Genomic DNA, 18,029 nt, shown 5'->3' on the forward strand with positions numbered 1-18,029 from the left:
TTTGTGGATTCGTGGATTTGGTTATTTGTACCTCTGATAATCCAAAAATCTAATATCAAAAAAGTCTATGTTTAATCGTGGCCAATCTGAAATCTGAAATCAAAAATCTGAAATGGCCTTACATCCAGTGCTTCTCCGTTGTCTCCACCTGGTACAGCCAGTAATTGGCCAGCTGCTTCAGGCGGGTATAATTGGCCAGTCCGAAAGAGATGGTTCCCCCGGCGGTGTGCAGCGAAACGATGCCTACATCCGAACCTTTTTGCCAGAAATACTGCGTGAGTGAAACGGTATGTATCTTGTGCGGCTCGAGGAAATCGTTGTCAATGTCCCATGCCCCGCCCTGCTTTATGATGAAATCATCGTTTACGAAAAGCCTGCTGTTCCTGAACCCGAAATAAATGACAGCCATGACAAACAGCGCATATACCGGAATTATAAGGATGATGTTATATAACTCCGGCTCGTATTTATATGCCGACCAAAAGTAAACGCTCAACGGAAGGACCAGCCAGAAAAACGCAGGGAAGATCATCTTCCTGAAATTGGGCTTGAGCATAACGCCTTTCTCGGGTATCCCGCCAAAGATGAATTGCAGGAGTATGTCCTTTTCCCGTTCGTCACAGCCGGGTATTTCTATGGCCGTTTTTTTCTGTTCCTTGGCGCTGGCCTCCATATTGCTGGCCTGGCGGATGTGCAGGTCGCGTATGTTGAGCTTCTTTTGGAAGAAGTTGCGAGTGACCCTTACAATCTGTACTTTTTCAGGCTTTAGAATGGTGCTTTTGGTATTGATGAGGCCGTACGACAGTAACAACGAACCGTCCTGTTTTGTAATGCGATAGCCAAAGAATTTGATGATTGTGCGGGCCAGGTTAACGACCAATATCAGCGCCATAACCCCCACAATTATGAAAGTAAGGAACTTAAGCACCATCTCGGCGGTAATGTATTCATCAACCGAAAAATCATACCCGGAGTATTCTAAAAACTCGTCAATGTGCTGCGATGTGGTAATGACAAATGCCAGCAACAGCGCAAATGTACGTGCGTAATTCGATGTGACTCCTGCTTTCAAGAGACTAAGCAGGCTAATTTCAATAAACGACTGCCTCTTGTCCACAGCATCGTGCATCTGCGTCTCTTCGGTAAAATCTCTCTTTAAAACGCTGCCTGTATGAAGGCGGGCTTTGAGTGCAATTGCCAAATCGTGCGGTATTGCCTTTATCGAAACTTCCTGCTTACCGGTTCCTGCGGTATCTACTTCCAGAGCATGAACCCCAATGAGCCTTTGCACAAGGGATTGGTTAATGTTCACCTGCTGTATCTTGTCTAATGGGATAGCCAGCCTGCTTTTGTTGATGATACCGTCTTTTACAATGAATTCCTGGTTCTCCTCGTCAAGGTAAAAGGTGAAATTCAGGTATTTCAAGTAGGCAATGACCGCTATGAAAACGAAAAACACCCCCGAGCCGATAAGCAGGTAAAGCTTATTTATCTCCTGGAACTTGAAGAGCATCCCAAGCAATATCGGCCAAAGCGCGCGAGCCATCTTTTGCAGGGTATTGCCAAACATTACCACTACCCCAACGAGCGACTGCCTTTGCGGGCGGCTGAAATCATTGTTCATCGGCTTCCTCTTTTAGGATCTTGCCCATCAGCAATTGCTTGATGCGTTCGGCCTGGTCTTTGTCTATCCCCGGTATCTGGATGTCGCTCTTTTGTCCGCCTGCTGTGAAAATATCCACCTCGGCAAGGCCCAGCCTCCGCGAAAGCCAGCCTTCTTCGATAGCCACGTGCTGCACACGGTTATAAGGGATTATCGTTGTGGTCAGCGCTATGGCACCGCTACGGTATATCACATCGTGCTTACGGAATGCAAAGCCGCTATTCCTGAAGCGTACCGTGGCAATGACTATCGTGAGCAGCAATATGGCAGTATAGGCAATGGCAACATAGAGCCAGTACGGCTGCAATTCTTCAATAAAGTAGAAACCCGCACCGCATACCATGGCAATGATCCCAAAAGTGATGCCGATATTCAAACGTATAACGTTGATATATGAGGGCTGTAAAGGCGTAAGCTCCACATCCTCAAAGCGTGGCAACGAAGCGGTGTCTATGGTTTCGTTTGTAAAATCTTCCATTATTCAGTTAAGGGTTTGGAGTTTAGGGTTCAGGGTTTGGCGCGGCGAATTCAGGGTACTAAAAGGCAACCCGGAACTCAAAACCCAAAACCCGGAACTTTTTACGGTATCCATTTTACATCCTTAAAGTTAGGCTTCCTCTTTTCAAGAAACGCATCACGGCCTTCTTTGGCTTCTTCGGTCATATAGGTAAGGCGGGTAGCTTCACCGGCAAATACCTGCTGGCCCACCATGCCGTCGTCGGTAAGGTTAAAGGCGAATTTGAGCATCTTGATGGATGTCGGCGACTTGGCCAGTATTTCCTGTGCCCATTCGTAGGCGGTGTCTTCAAGTTCGGCGTGGGGTATAACGGCATTGACCATTCCCATTTCATAAGCATCCTGTGCTGAGTAATTGCGCCCCAGGAAGAATATCTCGCGTGCCCTCTTCTGCCCTACCATCTTGGCAAGGTAAGCAGAGCCGTACCCGCCATCAAAACTGGTCACGTCGGCATCGGTTTGCTTGAAGATGGCGTGTTCCTTGCTGGCAAGGGTAAGATCGCACACCACGTGCAGGCTGTGCCCACCTCCCACGGCCCAACCGGGAACCACGGCAATAACCACCTTCGGCATAAAACGGATAAGCCTTTGCACCTCGAGGATATTGAGCCTGTGCATGCCGTCATCGCCCACATAGCCCTGCTGGCCGCGTGCCTTTTGGTCGCCCCCGCTACAGAAAGAATATACACCATCTTTAGACGATGGCCCTTCGGCAGAAAGCAGCACCACACCTATAGAGGTATCTTCACGTGCATCAATGAATGCTTCGAAAAGCTCGGCTGTGGTCCTCGGACGGAAGGCATTGCGCACATCCGGCCTGTTGAAAGCGATACGGGCTACACCGTTACACTTTTTATAGGTTATATCTTCAAATTCCTTTACGGTTTTCCAGTTTATCTTGTTCATCAGAAATAGTTATTTCCCGTAAAAATAAGGCATTTTTTGCATTCGTCAATAAAAATTCCAATGGCGATTCGTGCGTCGGGGAAACATTGCAGCCATAAATAATTTGATTTCAAAACTTTATCCCTCCCGCGAGGAATTATTGCTGTTTTTAACTGTTAACCTTGACAAAAAAGACGCTTCAAAATACTTTGATTGCCTATATTTGCGATTTGACGCTTTTAGAAAATGAGATTTTTACGACCTTCACTATATATATTGCCTTTGCTGCTATTGTCTTCATGCAAAAAGGAAGACAAGCACATTGCCGAAAATACCCCTATAGAAATCGTTTCGCCTTTTCATGTTGATTTTAATGCCCTTAGCGATAAATACATCAAACAAAAAGGTAACAAAATAGAACATTTTTACAACAAAAACTGGCCTAAGGACGACCTGAGCGGTGGTTTCCTGATTGCCAAGAACGGTAAGGTACTTTTTGAAACTTACGGCGGGCTATCCAATAGGAAAGATAAAACAGAGATCACTGCCGATACGCCCATACACATTGCCTCGGTAAGTAAAGTGCTTACCGCCGCACTTGTACTAAAGCTGGTTGACGGGAAGCAACTGGAACTCGACCAGAAAGTTAACAGCATTTTGCCAGAGTTCCCGTATGAAGAGATCACGGTAAAAATGCTGCTCAACCACCGCAGCGGCCTTCCAAATTATGCCTACTTCAGCGATGACCGCGCGATTTGGGACCGCAGCATGCTCCACAACCAGGACATACTCAACCTGCTGGCACAGCATAAATTCAACCTGTATTTTAAGCCTGATAAAAAATTCGGGTATTGCAATACCAACTATGCCATCCTCGCCCTGATCATTGAAAAGGTAACCGAAATGAACTACAGGGACGCTATGAAAAAGATGATCTTCGACCCGCTGGACATGAAGAACACCTTTGTTTTTGACTATGAAAAAGATAAGGACAAAGTAAGCCTGTCCTACAAAGGCAACGGAGTGCTGTATGGCTTCGATTTTCTTGACGATGTATATGGCGATAAAAACATCTACTCCACCCCACGCGACCTCCTGAAATTCGACCTCGCCACCTACTCGGATAAATTCATCGACCCGAAGCTGAAAAAACAGGTATTCCAGGGCTATAGCTATGAGCACAAGGGCGTGAAGAATTATGGCTTGGGCATACGCCTGCACGAATGGGAAACCGGAGAAAAAGTATTTTACCACAACGGATGGTGGCATGGCAATACTTCATCCTACGTAACCTTAAAGCAGGATACTGTAACCATGATCGCGCTGTCCAACAAATTCTCCTACAAGCCTTATAAAACTTGGAAACTGTCGCCCCTCTTTGGTAAGTACCCGATAAAGGAAGACAAAGACGATGCTCCTGAATAAAACAACAAACCGCCTGAAAGTCATTTTTCAGGCGGTTTGGTTTATAACACAAGCAGTACTTAACGCCACCCCAACTCAGGGGCAACGTGTTCCAAAATAGCCGAAAGCACGTGTACATTGTAGTCCACACCCAAGGTATTAGGGATGGTCAACAGCAATGTGTCGGCTTCCTTAATGGCCTCGTCTTCCGCAAGCTCTTTAATGAGCTTATCCGGCTCCGCAGCATAGCTCTTGCCAAATATCGCACGCTTATCGCTTTCGATATAACCAAAACTATCCGCCGCCTTGCCCTGCTGCCCAAAATAGAACCTGTCCTGGTCGTTGACCAAAGCAAATATCGAACGGCTTACCGAAACCCTTGGCTCACGGGTATGGCCTGCCTTTTTCCAGGCTTCCTTATACAGGCGTATCTGTTCCGCCTGCTGGATGTGGAACGGCTTTCCACTCTCGTCAAACTTCAGGGTCGAGCTTTGCAAATGCATCCCGTTCTCCGCGGCCCACACTGCGGTAGCGTTCGATGCCGCTCCCCACCATATCCTGTCCCTCAGGCCTTCGGAATGTGGTTCCAGCCTTAGCAATCCCGGCGGGTTGGGGAACATTGGATACGGATTGGGCTGTGCAAACCCTTCGCCTTTCAGCCTTTCCAAAAATTCCAACGCCTTTTTACGGCCCATGTCGGCATCGTTTTCACCTTCGTCGGGTTCGTAGCCAAAATAGCGCCAGCCTTCGATCACCTGCTCCGGCGATCCGCGGCTGATACCCAGTTGTAAACGCCCTTCTGATATTAAGTCGGCCGCACCGGCATCTTCCACCATGTACAGCGGATTTTCATACCTCATGTCAATCACACCCGTGCCAATCTCTATCTGCTTTGTTTTAGCGCCAATGGCCGAAAGCAGCGGAAAAGGCGATGCCAGCTGCCGTGCAAAATGGTGTACACGGAAGTAAGCGCCGTCAATGCCGATCTCTTCGGCGGCTACAGCCAGGTCGATGGACTGTAGCAGCGTATCGGCAGCCGTACGTGTTTGGTAGGAAGGATGCTCTGCCCAATGGCCAAACGATAAAAATCCTATTTTTTTCATAGGTTTCCTTTCTGATTTATAATTCAACAGTATAAAAATTCATTTAACCACATAGTAACATAGGTTTTATAGCTTTTTAAATCCCTAAAGCAGATCCAGCGAAACATAGTGAAGCGAAGCTTCAGCTCTGTGTAACTCATTACAACCTATAAATGCTATGTATCTATGTGGTTAAATAGTAGACTGTAACTAAAAACTCATTACTCCCCAATAATTACCCGGCGGTGCTTCACTCCCCAGGCTGCAAGGTCGTTAATGAGGCTTCGCAATGACCAGCCATACTCTGTCAGGTTGTAGTGTACCGATACCGGCTGTGTATCCAAAACCGTGCGTTTAATGAGCTTGTTCTGCTCCAACTCTTTGAGCTCCTTGCTGAGCTGCTTGTTTGAAATGCCGTTCAGGTCGTTAAGGATGTCCGAAAACCTCCTTTGGTTATAATAACACATGGTCGATATGATGGATATCTTCCACTTCCCTCCCAGCACATCCATCGTATCATGTATCGCCATGATCTCTTTTTTATGGCATACGTTCTCTGTCATAAGTTACCTTGTTACTCAAAAGTTACTGTTACTTTTAGTAACAAAGTTACAATAATTAATTAACCTGTACTAATTTTGCTGTGTAATAAAATTAAAACCTAATAGTAAAATGAGTTTAGTAAACAAAAATGTAGTCATAACCGGCGGTACCACAGGAATTGGTTTCGCTACCGCCAAAGCATTTATAAACGCCGGTGCCAATGTGCTCATCACAGGAAGAAGCATTGCCAACCTGCAAAAAGCCGCCGAAGAGATCAACAGCCCCAACCTGAAAACCCTCGTATCAGATACCTCCAATTCAGAAGGCATTGCCGCACTGGAAAAAGCGGTGACAGAAAGCGGCAACAAACTGGATGTACTTTACCTGAATGCTGCCATTGCGACTTTTGGACCGATTGAGCAGGTTACTGAAGCCGACTTTGATGCGCAGTTCAACACCAATGTAAAAGGGCATTTCTTTACGTTGCAAAAGCTATTGCCACACCTGGCCGATGGCGCATCGGTAATATTCACGTCGTCTGTAGTGGCGACATCGGCGGGTATAGGCACAAGCGTATATTCAGCAACTAAAGGAGCATTGAACAAGATTGCTGAGATTGCGGCAAACGAGCTGGCCGGAAGAAAAATACGCGTGAACATCGTGAGTCCGGGCCCGATACAAACACCGGGGCTGGATTCGGTAGCTGATAGCGATGCTAAAACCAACCTGGCCGCAGCGACTGCCTTTAACCGCCTGGGTACAGCCGATGAGATTGCAAATACCGTGTTGTTCCTGGCTTCGGATGCTGCAAGCTTCATCAGTGGTGCGGACATTGCCGTTGATGGGGGCTACCTTACCTATAGCAGGAAGTAATTGCATTATAATGAAGGTAATAGCCGGAAGATAAAATGTCTTCCGGCTATTTTATTTGAACTAATTTTGTAGCTTAGTAAAAAAATATACGCCATGGACATCGATAAACTGAAAGAAAAGATCATACGCCGCATTGAGGAAACGGATGATTTGGGAATGCTGCTTGACATTCAGGATATTATTAATAATCAATCTGCCGCCGCTGAGCCCGCTGTCGCGTATGGGATAGAATCCGATGAGGACATTGCAGCTTATACGGTAGACGGCAAGCCAATGACACGGGCGGAATACATGGCAGATATTGAGGCTGCCGAAAAAGAATTTGAAGAGGGAGATTTTTACACGACCGATGAAGTTAAAAAAATTGTAGCCTCTTGGAAAAAGTAAACTGGTCAAAACGGTCGGTCAATTCACTTAACAAAATTTGGAGGTTTTATGCTGAAAAAGCGGGGGTGGTTGTTGCCGACAAGATCGTTTTGGAAATCATTTCAGAAGCTGAAAGCATCATTTTCGCTTCGCAATATCAAAATGAAGAATTTTTAAACAACGGACAGCGACGGGCAATCGTACGGCATTTCAAAGTGATCTATACATTCACTGGTGATGTTTTCAGGATTTACAACATTTTCGATTCCCGCCAAAATCCTAAGAAACTAAAGTAGGATCTTATTTCGTAACTTAGTAAAAAATATACGCCATGGACATCGATAAACTGAAAGAAAAGATTATACGCCGCATTGAGGAAACGGATGATCTGGGAATGCTGCTTGACATTCAGGATATTATTAATAATCAATCTGCCGCCGCTGAGCCCGCTGTTACGTATGGGATAGAATCCGATGAGGACATTGTAGCTTATACTGTAGACGGCAAGCCAATGACAAGGAAAGAATATGTAGCGGATATTGAGGGAATAATCAATAGCAATGAAAAAACAATACCGCATAGCGAAGTTAAAGCAAGAATGGATAAATGGGTACAAGACCGGTTGAATGGCATCCTGTAGCCATCAAAAGCTTAGAGGATATTTTCCTGTTTATTTTCGAAGAGAGTCCCCAAAACGCCGCTATGGTATATCAACAGCTTTTGGAACTGGCCGAAACAGCTAATCTGTTTTCAGAAAAATATCCCTTGGAAAAGAGTTATTTTAATCCTTCGGTACGATTTATCCCAAAATGGAATTACAAAATCGTTTATCAAATACTCGAAGATAAAATACTGATCCTGAAAGTATTTCCGACACACCAAAACCCAAAAAAACTTTCCCGCTGATCGGAAAAGATTATTGTTGTATTTAAATATCCTTTATCAACACACCCTGCTCACAATTTTAACTTTTAGTACTCTACCAATTAGTAGCATATTGATTTTTACCGTATTTATTCCGAACGCGAAGATTTGCAGAACGCCTGCCATCTTTTTGCTATCAGAAAGGTGTTTACGATAAGGAGTATCCATAGTAAAATGTACCGTTTTTGGAAAGGGTTTTCCTGAAAAAGGTCTGTCATTACAAGAATCAGTAAAACAGTTCCAATGCAATAAGCAATTGTGATCCCGTAAAGGAACTTTTTAGTGAATTTCATATTATTGTGTATTAACCAATTTTCAAGGGGGAATCCGGCCTGCTCTGCAACCTTTTCAACTCCAAACTATTCCTTGACCAAATAAATACCGTCTTCTTTTATTTCGATAAGCTTTTGCTTGTAGAGCGCGCCGATGGCTTTCTTAAAGCTTTTCTTGCTCATCTTCAGCACGGTCTTGATGTCTTCCGGGTGGCTGTCGTCATTGAGGCGCAGGAACCCCCGGCTGGCACGCAGCTCGTCAAGCACCGTTTCGGCATCCGGCTCAATGGCAGCAGCTCCCTGCTGGCGAAGCGTAACATCGATCTTATTGTCAGGGCGTATGGTTTTGATGTAGCCTGTGATCCTGTCGCCGGTGCGAAGGTCGTCATATACCTCGTTCTTATATACCAGTCCCTTGTACAGCTCGTTGATGATCACATTGATTCCTTTTTCGGTAATGTGCGATACGATCAGGTTCACCTCGTCGCCTTCGGCAACGGTAAGTTCGCTGTTGTCCAAAAACTGGTTGATCTTGCTGGTGGCTGCAAGCCGTTGCGTTTCATGGTCAATGTACATGAATACAAGGTAGCGCTTGCCTTTTTCCATCGGCCTTGCCTGCTCACGGAAAGGCACGAAGAGGTCCTTCTCCAACCCCCAATCCAGGAAAGCACCGAACTTGTTTACATAGTTTACACGAAGCAATGCAAACTCATTCAGCAATATGTAGGGTTCCAGCGTGGTAGCCACTTTGCGTTCCTCATGGTCGAGGTAAACGAACACGATAAGCTCCTGCCCTACCTCAAATTCTTTGGGTACATATTTATTGGGCAGCAGTATGTCTTCCGTGCCATCGGTCAGGTAAAGGCCTACTTTGGTATCGCGCGCTATCTTCAGCGTATTGTATTTTCCTATCTGGATCATGGTTGTAATTTGAAGGTGTAAAGGTACGAAGAAACTATCAGGATTGATTAACTAAACCAACTCCCTAAAATACCCCAGCAACACCCCGTCATTCTCCCGCATAGGCGTAAAGACTTCCAATATCTTGGGTTGCCCTGATCTTTCCATGAAGGATGGTAGGGCATCTTTCAGGCTTTCTTCGTCTGATGCCGACTGGTATCCAAACCCATACATTTTTGCCAGATGCTCTGCCGTAAGGTGGTGTGCCGTTTCAAAATAGGTGTTGAATACTGCATTCTCCGAATGGCCGGGCAATATCCTGAAGATACCTCCCCCGCCGTTATTGATAACAATGATCTTAAAATCCTTCGGAATGTAGTTGTTCCATAATGCGTTGCTGTCGTATAAAAAGCTCACGTCGCCGGTGATCAGTACGGTTTCTTTTCCGCTGCCTAATGCCGCGCCCACAGCTGTCGACGTACTGCCATCTATCCCGCTCGTGCCACGATTACAGAATACTTCAACATCGCCACGCATTTCAAACAGCTGTGCGTACCGAATTGACGCGCTGTTGCTTATCTGCAGTTGCGAATTTTGTGGCAATGCAGGCAATATCGTGTCGAACGCCTTCAGGTCGGAGAACGGTACTTTCGCCAAATAAGCATCGTGCTTTACTTTACGAAAGGCCTTTAATTCCTGCGCTTTTTGATTGTAATCGCTTTCAATTGGCTGTGTTTTCGGTAGTAAATCATTAAGGAATACATTGGCATCAGCCACAAAATGCTTTGTCAGCGCGCCAAAAGTATCATACGCCCTGAAGGTATCGATGTGCCAGTGCTCTGCGGGAGCGTATTTGCGGAGCCAGGCCTTCACGCGTTTCGACACCACCATGCCCCCAAATGTCAGGAGTATGTCCGGTCGCCACGCCTCAAAATCGTCGTGGGTAAACGGTGTTATTATCGTATCAATGCTGCCTAAAAACTTTTCATGGTGTAGGTTGGCCGGGGTTTCGGTCATCACAACTACCGACGGGTCGTTCGCCAATTGCTCAATGATAGCCCTGTCAATCGTATTGGGGTCATTCACGCCTACCAATACCAGTTTCTTTTTAGCAGCATTCCATTTCCCGATGAAAGGTGCCAAATCTTCCTGTACAGGCAGTTCCTCAGCGGCTTCGGTTACGTTTGGCGTAACCGAAAGTTCGTTCACCGTTTCATACAACGGCTCTTCAAACGGCGCGTTGATGTGTACGGGGCCTTTTTGCGATACAGCCGTGTTGATGGCCTCGTTAATTAACCTGTCATTTTCCTGTGACGCTTGCTCGAGCAGGTTGGCATTGTAAAGTATGTGGTTGGCATACACATTTTCCTGGCGTATGGTCTGGCCGTCGCCGATGTCAATCTTGTCGTGCGGCCTGTCGGCAGAAATGACCACCAGCGGTATCTGGCTGTAAAATGCTTCGGCGACTGCCGGGTAATAATTCAGCAATGCCGATCCCGACGTACATACTACCGCCACCGGCTTTTTGATCTGCTGTGCAATGCCCATGGCAAAAAATGCGGCGCATCGTTCGTCGGCAATGCTGTAGCAGGTAAAGCCGGGATGGTTGGCAAAGCCAATGGTTAGCGGTGCGTTGCGCGAACCGGGAGAGATAACGATATGGCCGACTCCTTTAGCAAGGCATATTTCGATAATACTTTGAGCCAAAGGTATTTTAGGGTAGGTCATTTAATTGATTACGTTAAATGCAATGAGCATTGTAGTTACAAACAGGGAGATGAGGCCGGTAAGGAAAACCACATCGGCTACCTTCTCATACTTCGGTGTTGCCTCCCGGCTGCTGCGCATGGAAAGATACGATAAGATACTGCTGGCCATGAACATGATGATAGCCCCGGCAGTAAACTCATCGATAAGGGAAGCCTCCCTCGAGTTGGTTACGTGCATAGACGTAAGCACCACGAAGCAAAGCCCCAGCAGCGTAGAGGATGCCGTGAGGATGTGGGGAAAATTGTTATTCCCGCCCATTGGTTAGGCTTTGATCCAGTCCACCACCTGCGGGTCGGTAGGCAGTGTTTGCGGGCCGATCACTTTTTCAAGCTCACCCTTTTCGTTGATAAGGTATTTCTGGAAGTTCCATTCCACCTCGCTATCCTGAAGTCCGTTCTTGCTTTTCTCGGTCAGGAAATGGTAGATTGGCGCCATGTCTGCACCTTTTACCGAGATCTTTTCCATCATCGGGAAGGTTACGCCATAGTTCATCTGGCAAAACTCCGCAATCTCCTGGTTCGTGCCCGGCTCCTGCGAAGCAAAGTTATTGGCAGGGAATCCCACAATCACCAGTCCTTTGTCCTTATATTCTTTATACAGTGCCTCAAGGTCTTTGTATTGCGGTGTAAGCCCGCATTTGGATGCCGTGTTCACGATAAGTATTTTCTTGCCTTTAAGGGTCGAAAAATCAAATTCCTTGCCGTCAAGGGTGGTCACTTTATACTGGTAAATGGTTTCTTTTGCCATAGGTTTTGTTTTTTCGGTTGCTTTGGCGGCTTTGGTCTGCGCCTGGTTCTGGCAGCTGAACAGCAGCAGCATCCCGCAGGCCAGCATTGCTATTTTTTTCATGGATTATTTTTATATAAAATTACGATAAAAGTAAGAACTATCGCAAAGATTCGCAAAGGAAGCACAAAGTTACACAGAGAAATTTTTAGAACGGTTCTATGCGCTCTCAACAACAATTTAACTTTGCGGATCTTTGTGCCTTCTTTGTGCATCTTTGCGAAATAGCCCGCAACTACTTCCTCAAATGCCTCCTGAACTGGACATATGCCAAGCCTCCGAGGATAAACACGCCCAGCGCCATCCAGAAGAAGTACATTGGGGTCCTCACCTCCCCGCTCGCATACGAGTGCAGCCCGGTAAGGTAAAAGTTTACGCCAAAGTAGGTCATTAATATCGATGCAAATGCCAATACGCTGAAGAAGTTATATGTCCAGCGGCTGCGCAATGCAGGTACGAAACGCATGTGTATCACGAAGGCATATACCATGATGCTCACCAATGCCCAGGTCTCTTTAGGGTCCCAGCCCCAGTAGCGGCCCCAGCTCTCGTTGGCCCACTGCCCTCCAAGGAAGTTGCCTATGGTAAGCATTACGAGGCCTACGGTAAGCGCCATTTCGTTGATATAGGTGATCTCTTTGATGTTCAGGTCCATTTTTTCCTTGTTTTCCTTGTTGGTAAACACCATTAGCAGCATGGCTACGATGCCCAGCATAAAGGCAAGGGTAAACGGCCCGTAGCAGGCCACGATAACGGCTACGTGTATCATCAGCCAGTACGAGTTGAGTACCGGTACGAGATTCCCGATTTCCGGGTCAGTCCAGCTTTGATGGGCTACCCACAATATTATGGATGCCACGAATGCCGCCGACGCAACCGTAAGCTCCGACCGGTGGTTTTCAGACAGGCCAAAAAATGCCCTCAATACGGCCTTTATTTTGAATACCGGCTGGTAGCTGAACGCACTCAGCAGGAACCCGAACAATACCGTAGCCCATCCTACGTAGATAACCGACTCATAAGCATTGCTCCACGGTGCATGGCCCGATACGTACCAGCGTGCGATGAGGCCGAGCGTATGGAGAACCAACAAAAACATAACGATGCCATAGAAAACATTAACTGTGATACGCAGCCATTTCCAGTTCCTGAATATTTTAAGTATCACAAAGATCATCATCAGCACCCCCGCAAGCATGTAATACGTGTACAATTTCTTGAATATATCGTATTTGTTGTACAGTATTTCCGCTTTTACCTTGTCATCAGAAGGCATGACATCTTTCCCGTACTTGTGCTGCATCTTGTTCAGTCCTTCCAGGATGCTGTCGGAAAGCTTGTAATCACCTGTTGTTACCGCCTGGCCCAGGCTTTGCAGGTAAAAGGGTATGATATTTTTAATGGTGTCAAGGCCTTTAATGCTTTCTTCGTTAGCCTCGCGGTAGTTAACCCAACGGTTTCCTTTGTCGCCCGGCACGGGTATCACCCGGAATACCTCGCCGGAAATGGCCCAGTTGAGCAATGTGAGCCTCTTATCGATATCAAGGAAATCCTGCTGGAATTTATTGGGTACCTTTTCCCTGTTGGCTTCGGCCAATATTCCGGTCAGCTTGTAACTTTGTGTTTTAGGATCAACAAAGTCGGCCAAAGCGGCATATTTTGCATTTTTCGGAAGGCCAAGCACCGTGCGTATACTGTCATTGCCTCTTTGGAGGTGCAATATCGGGACATTGTACCAAATCCTGTCCATAAGCGCCATCGAAAGCAGCACCTGTTCGGCGTTCATGCCGTTGTAGGTATCGCTCTTGCTCACCTTGCGCAGCAGTTCTGACGCAAAGGTGTTCGCCGGCTTCATCCTTCCGTTGTCCTGTATCACGAGACGGCCGAATTTAGCCGCGTGTTCCTCGCTTACCTTATACTTGTCAAGCAGCGAGTCGATCTGCTTCTGGCTCATGCGCTCATGGATGTGGCCCTCCTGTGCGAATGCGCCAATACTTATGAACAATGCAATAACCGTTACCAGCTTTGCTTTCTTCGCTTTTACCTTATCCAGTTTTTTCTTCAGGTCGCCAAAGCGGGTATTCTTGTCGAACAGTATCGCCATCAGGCCAATGTATAAAAAGAAATACCCTATGTAGGATATCCACGTTCCCCAGAAATCGTGGCTTACCGATAGCACCGTGCCCTTTTCGTCCGCATCGTACGAAGCCTGGAAAAAGCGGTAGCCTTTATGGTCGAGTACGTGGTTCATGTAAATGTGGTAATCAAAATTATCTTCTTTTTCAGGGCCGGAAAGGGTCACCTTGCTTTCAAACGACTTATAAGTCGTTTCAGACCCTGGCTGCTTCTCGGCAATGAAGTCATTCAGCTTAACATTGAACGGCAGTTCATACACCTTACTGCCATAAAGCAGCGTATACTCAAGGTTGCCCTGCTTGAAGGATACCGGTGTGCCTATCCTTTTCATGCCGCCCAAAAGCGTTACATCACGCTCCTGCCCTTCCGACTTCACGGTAACCGTAAGCGCTGATTGTTCTTTGGTCTTAAAGTCATTATCAGAAACATAGTCCCTCCTGGCTTTCAGCGATGTCTCCGGGAATACGAACATGGCGCCCCCTACCGTGTACAGCGAGCGCAGCATCAGCGGCTGTGCGGTGTCTTTGGCAACCTGTCCCTTCATTTGGTCCGCCATGCGCATGAAGCTGCCATCAAACGGTGTTTTTATAGTGTAGCCGTCACCCTGTTTGGTAATGTTGATGGCGCCCTCAGTAGGCGCATTAAAGGCAAACAGGATGTTGTGGATGTTCTGCACCTCACCTGCCTTGAGGTAATGCTCGTGGCGGGTGCCTCCACCGGCTTCCACCAGCTTCAGGTACTCATCGCCTTTCGGGTCGGCCACCAGCGTGTCCTTCGCCCCTATCTTGTAATCTTTATAATTTACTTCAAAAGGTATCTTGTTGAAATCGCCTTTGATGGTGAAGTCATTGGAATTCATAAATTCTGCGGCACTGAAAAGCAACGGCTCTTCAAAAGTACGGCGCTGCATGGAGCCCTGGTATTCGCCGTCTACCCAAATGGTAAGGTAGGCTTTGTCGGAGTAGAATTGTTTTTCGGTTGCGCCTTCGCGGATGTTCATTACGCCCTCAAAACTAATGTAGCGGGTTACAAACGCGCCAACGATGATGAATATGAACGAAAGGTGAAGGAGCAGCGTAGCCCATTTTTCTTTTTTGTGGAGCTGGTAACGCTTGATGTTGCCTATGAAGTTGACAACAAAGAGGAACATGATGAGTTCAAACCACCATGCATTATAGATAAAAAGGCGTGCGGTTTCGGTGTTGTATGCATCTTCAATAAAGGTACCTATACCCATGGCGAGGGCAAAAACGAGGAAAAGCACTGCCATTAAACGGGTTGAGGAAAAGAACGATATTATTTTATCCATGAGTGTGGAACGTTGAGTATAAATTGGTGCAAAAATACTGGAAAATTTACTCTCACGGTAAAAAAATAGCCACGAATTACACGAATTTCACAAATTAAAGAACCGCTAATTATTATAAATTTAAAACTGCATATTTTTCCGCTACAACACCTGACAGGTTTTTATAACACAGGTGTTCGGAATAGTTTTAAATTACTTATATGCCGCTCCTCCGGAGCTATAAGTCACTCATCATCAATATTGCTATAAACATTTCGCCCCGCTGGGGGGGGCTGCTGCTGAGTCCCGGAGGGACGGTATGTTTATAGCAAGAATGTTAGCAATCCCCTTGAGCTCCGGAGGAGCGGCATATAAATGATACAAGCACACTAAATAAGCCTGAAAATGGAATAAGCAAGCTTTTATCATGTCATTTATTGTGAATTACAATATTCCAAACAACCTGTGTTTAAATCCTGTCAAGTATGAAGAAAATTGATGAAATTCGTGCAATTCGCAGCAAAAAAGGACGACCTCTAAATATTTTTCATTATTAATCAGAACTTAGGTATATTTGACGTTTACCAGAAACAATTAACTCAACAAAAAACGTAACGATTACATGAGATTACCCAAATTAGCACTACTCATGGGACTTATGGGAACCATCGCTTTTGCACAGGAACCCGCCAATAAGAACAACCAGTCTGAATTTGATGACGTAATGTACCGCCGGGGCAACGAATACCGCGCCGCATCGGGTGTGCCGGGCCCTAAGTATTGGCAGAACAATGCCGACTATTCCATTGAGGTGGAACTGGATGACCAAACCAACATCCTGAAAGGCAAGCTGACGATGACCTACCATAACAACAGCCCGCAAACGCTGGAATATATCTGGATGTATGTGGAGCAGAACCGATTTACCGAAACTTCGCGGGGTACGCTTACCACGCCAATTGCAGGCAACCGCTATTCGGGAGATACCGATGGTGGCATTACAATATCCAACCTTTCGGCAAAGACAAAAGGCAACCCCTCGAACAAGTTCCTCATCAGCGATACAAGGATGCAGGTATATTTTAACGAGCCGCTAAAGCCTAAGGCTAAAGCCGTGGTTTCTATGAACTTTGAATTTAAGGTGCCTAAAGCAGGCATGGACCGCATGGGACAGCTGAAAACGCCGAAAGGGACCATTTATTCCCTGGCGCAATGGTATCCGCGCGTGGCAGTATATGACGATGTTGTAGGCTGGAACGTAGAGCCTTATCTTGGCGCAGGCGAATTTTATGTTGAATATGGCAACTTTGATTATAAGGTAACCGTACCGTACGACCATATCGTGGTGGGTTCGGGCGAACTTGTCAATGGCAAGGAGGTACTCACCAAACAGCAGCTGGCCCGTATGGGGGAAGCTGAAAAAAGCGACAAGACCGTATACCTGATTACGCCGGAAGAAGTAGGCAATACCGCCATTACGCGGCCAATGAAAAGCGGCAAAGCGACGTGGCATTTTAAAATGACCAATACGCGCGATGTGGCATTTGCTACATCGAAAGCATTTGTATGGGATGCCGCGCGCATCAACTTCCCAAGCGGAAGGAAAGGCATGGCGCAGTCGGCCTACCCTGTTGAGCGCAAAGCCAACACTGCATGGGGCCGCTCTACCGAATATACCAAAGCATCTATCGAGCACTACTCAAAAATGTGGTTTGAATATCCTTACCCTAATGCTGTAAATGTAGCGTCGAATGCGGGCGGGATGGAGTATCCGGGCGTATCATTTTGTGAGGCGGGAGCTTTTGGGGCAAGCCTTTGGGACGTTACCGACCATGAGTTCGGCCATAACTGGTTCCCGATGATCGTAGGCTCCAACGAGCGCCGCTATGCTTGGATGGACGAGGGTTTCAATACCTTTATCAATTATTACAGTACGCTGGATTTCAACAATGGCGAATACCCAACCGACATTGCCAAGGCGCAGAACCGCGTACACTATTTTAAATGGAAAGGCCGCGAGGGCATCTCTACCTACCCTGACGTTGCCAAGAACATGAACCTGGGGTACACCGCTTACTACAAGCCTGCTACCGGAATGATCATGCTGCGCGAGTACATACTGGGCCAGGACCGTTTTGACTATGCTTTCCGCAGTTATATAAAGAACTGGGCATTCAAGCACCCCCAGCCTTCGGATTTCTTCAATGCAATGGACAACGCCGCCGGCGAAAACCTGAACTGGTTCTGGAAAGGCTGGTTCATGGAGAATGGCAACATCAACCTGGGGATTTCGGAAGTAGAGCAGGAAGAAGGTTCCGCCATAATCAAGTTTGTGAACAAAGGCGAGATTCCCATGCCGGTAGTATTCAAGATCACTTATGACGATGATACCATCGAGATGCGTACCCTGCCGGTTGAAACCTGGATGCGCACGAAGGAATGGAAATACCTTGTGAAATCGGACAAAAAGCTCAAATCTGTTGAAATCGACCCGATGAAAGTAGTACCGGACATCGACCTGAAAGACAATAAATGGGTTAAAGAATAATGAGAGCGGCTTCGGCCGCTTTTTTTGTTTTAGTACCGTAAAGGAACACTAAGTCCCTCCAATTATTGAGTAA

At 46.6% G+C, this 18,029-nt stretch carries 17 protein-coding genes; 7 read left to right on the top strand and 10 right to left on the bottom strand.

Annotated features, from left to right (window positions below):
* Positions 1-118: 118 nt before the first annotated feature.
* The 3 genes from OGH69_RS03210 to OGH69_RS03220 all read right to left on the bottom strand — a co-directional run bounded on the left by OGH69_RS03210 (position 119) and on the right by OGH69_RS03220 (position 3,085).
* The gene (locus tag OGH69_RS03210) at positions 119-1,624 is read right to left on the bottom strand and encodes a PH domain-containing protein (RefSeq protein ID WP_265172995.1); all 1,506 of its coding nucleotides are present in this window, start codon (positions 1,622-1,624) and stop codon (positions 119-121) included.
* Positions 1,614-2,141 (bottom strand): PH domain-containing protein, encoded by a 528-nt coding sequence (locus tag OGH69_RS03215; RefSeq protein ID WP_265172996.1) that lies wholly within the window; start codon positions 2,139-2,141, stop codon positions 1,614-1,616. The genes OGH69_RS03210 and OGH69_RS03215 overlap by 11 nt, the downstream gene beginning before the upstream one ends.
* Positions 2,142-2,242: 101 nt before the next feature.
* Entirely contained in the window at positions 2,243-3,085 is an 843-nt protein-coding gene (locus OGH69_RS03220; RefSeq protein ID WP_265172997.1) for a 1,4-dihydroxy-2-naphthoyl-CoA synthase, read from the bottom strand.
* Positions 3,086-3,310: 225 nt separating this feature from the next.
* Between OGH69_RS03220 and OGH69_RS03225 the strand changes: the two genes are divergently transcribed.
* On the top strand, positions 3,311-4,489 hold the full coding sequence (locus OGH69_RS03225) for a serine hydrolase domain-containing protein (protein WP_265172998.1): 1,179 nt from the start codon (positions 3,311-3,313) through the stop codon (positions 4,487-4,489).
* A 59-nt stretch (positions 4,490-4,548) separates the two neighbouring features.
* On the opposite strand, the gene OGH69_RS03230 is transcribed toward OGH69_RS03225, so the two are convergent.
* Together OGH69_RS03230 and OGH69_RS03235 are read right to left on the bottom strand one after the other, a co-directional pair.
* On the bottom strand, positions 4,549-5,571 hold the full coding sequence (locus tag OGH69_RS03230) for an LLM class flavin-dependent oxidoreductase (RefSeq protein WP_265172999.1): 1,023 nt from the start codon (positions 5,569-5,571) through the stop codon (positions 4,549-4,551).
* A gap of 200 nt (positions 5,572-5,771) precedes the next feature.
* Positions 5,772-6,113: a winged helix-turn-helix transcriptional regulator gene (locus tag OGH69_RS03235; protein ID WP_265173000.1), complete on the bottom strand. Its 342-nt coding sequence runs from the start codon at positions 6,111-6,113 to the stop codon at positions 5,772-5,774.
* A gap of 109 nt (positions 6,114-6,222) precedes the next feature.
* Here OGH69_RS03235 and OGH69_RS03240 point away from each other — a divergent pair, with 109 nt between their 5' ends.
* The 5 genes from OGH69_RS03240 (at position 6,223) to OGH69_RS18250 (ending at position 8,238) form a co-directional block, all read left to right on the top strand.
* Positions 6,223-6,966, top strand: coding sequence for an SDR family oxidoreductase (locus OGH69_RS03240; RefSeq protein ID WP_265173001.1), 744 nt, complete (start codon positions 6,223-6,225; stop codon positions 6,964-6,966).
* Positions 6,967-7,059: 93 nt separating this feature from the next.
* Positions 7,060-7,353: a hypothetical protein gene (locus OGH69_RS03245; protein ID WP_265173002.1), complete on the top strand. Its 294-nt coding sequence runs from the start codon at positions 7,060-7,062 to the stop codon at positions 7,351-7,353.
* Positions 7,341-7,628 (top strand): type II toxin-antitoxin system RelE/ParE family toxin, encoded by a 288-nt coding sequence (locus OGH69_RS03250; RefSeq protein ID WP_265173003.1) that lies wholly within the window; start codon positions 7,341-7,343, stop codon positions 7,626-7,628. The genes OGH69_RS03245 and OGH69_RS03250 overlap by 13 nt, the downstream gene beginning before the upstream one ends.
* A gap of 35 nt (positions 7,629-7,663) precedes the next feature.
* Positions 7,664-7,972 carry a hypothetical protein gene (locus OGH69_RS03255; protein WP_265173004.1) on the top strand — a complete coding sequence of 103 codons (309 nt, stop codon included), beginning with the start codon at positions 7,664-7,666 and terminating at the stop codon, positions 7,970-7,972.
* Positions 7,939-8,238, top strand: a complete 300-nt coding sequence (locus OGH69_RS18250) for a type II toxin-antitoxin system RelE/ParE family toxin (protein ID WP_372339327.1) — start codon at positions 7,939-7,941, stop codon at positions 8,236-8,238. The genes OGH69_RS03255 and OGH69_RS18250 overlap by 34 nt, the downstream gene beginning before the upstream one ends.
* A gap of 377 nt (positions 8,239-8,615) precedes the next feature.
* On the opposite strand, the gene OGH69_RS03260 is transcribed toward OGH69_RS18250, so the two are convergent.
* The 5 genes from OGH69_RS03260 to ccsA all read right to left on the bottom strand — a co-directional run bounded on the left by OGH69_RS03260 (position 8,616) and on the right by ccsA (position 15,429).
* Positions 8,616-9,449, bottom strand: coding sequence for a CvfB family protein (locus OGH69_RS03260; protein WP_265173005.1), 834 nt, complete (start codon positions 9,447-9,449; stop codon positions 8,616-8,618).
* Positions 9,450-9,500: 51 nt separating this feature from the next.
* Complete coding sequence (gene menD / locus OGH69_RS03265) at positions 9,501-11,156, bottom strand: 2-succinyl-5-enolpyruvyl-6-hydroxy-3-cyclohexene-1-carboxylic-acid synthase (protein ID WP_265173006.1); 1,656 nt, start codon at positions 11,154-11,156, stop codon at positions 9,501-9,503.
* Positions 11,157-11,456, bottom strand: coding sequence for a hypothetical protein (locus OGH69_RS03270; protein WP_265173007.1), 300 nt, complete (start codon positions 11,454-11,456; stop codon positions 11,157-11,159).
* 3 nt (positions 11,457-11,459) lie between these two features.
* Positions 11,460-12,047, bottom strand: coding sequence for a glutathione peroxidase (locus tag OGH69_RS03275; protein WP_265173008.1), 588 nt, complete (start codon positions 12,045-12,047; stop codon positions 11,460-11,462).
* Between the two features lie 172 nt (positions 12,048-12,219).
* Positions 12,220-15,429 carry a cytochrome c biogenesis protein CcsA gene (gene ccsA / locus OGH69_RS03280; RefSeq protein WP_265173009.1) on the bottom strand — a complete coding sequence of 1,070 codons (3,210 nt, stop codon included), beginning with the start codon at positions 15,427-15,429 and terminating at the stop codon, positions 12,220-12,222.
* Positions 15,430-16,030: 601 nt separating this feature from the next.
* Here ccsA and OGH69_RS03285 point away from each other — a divergent pair.
* Positions 16,031-17,956 carry a M1 family metallopeptidase gene (locus OGH69_RS03285; protein WP_265173010.1) on the top strand — a complete coding sequence of 642 codons (1,926 nt, stop codon included), beginning with the start codon at positions 16,031-16,033 and terminating at the stop codon, positions 17,954-17,956.
* Positions 17,957-18,029 lie beyond the last annotated feature (73 nt).

This window comes from Flavobacterium sp. MFBS3-15 (assembly GCF_026107645.2).
Classification (GTDB): domain Bacteria; phylum Bacteroidota; class Bacteroidia; order Flavobacteriales; family Flavobacteriaceae; genus Flavobacterium.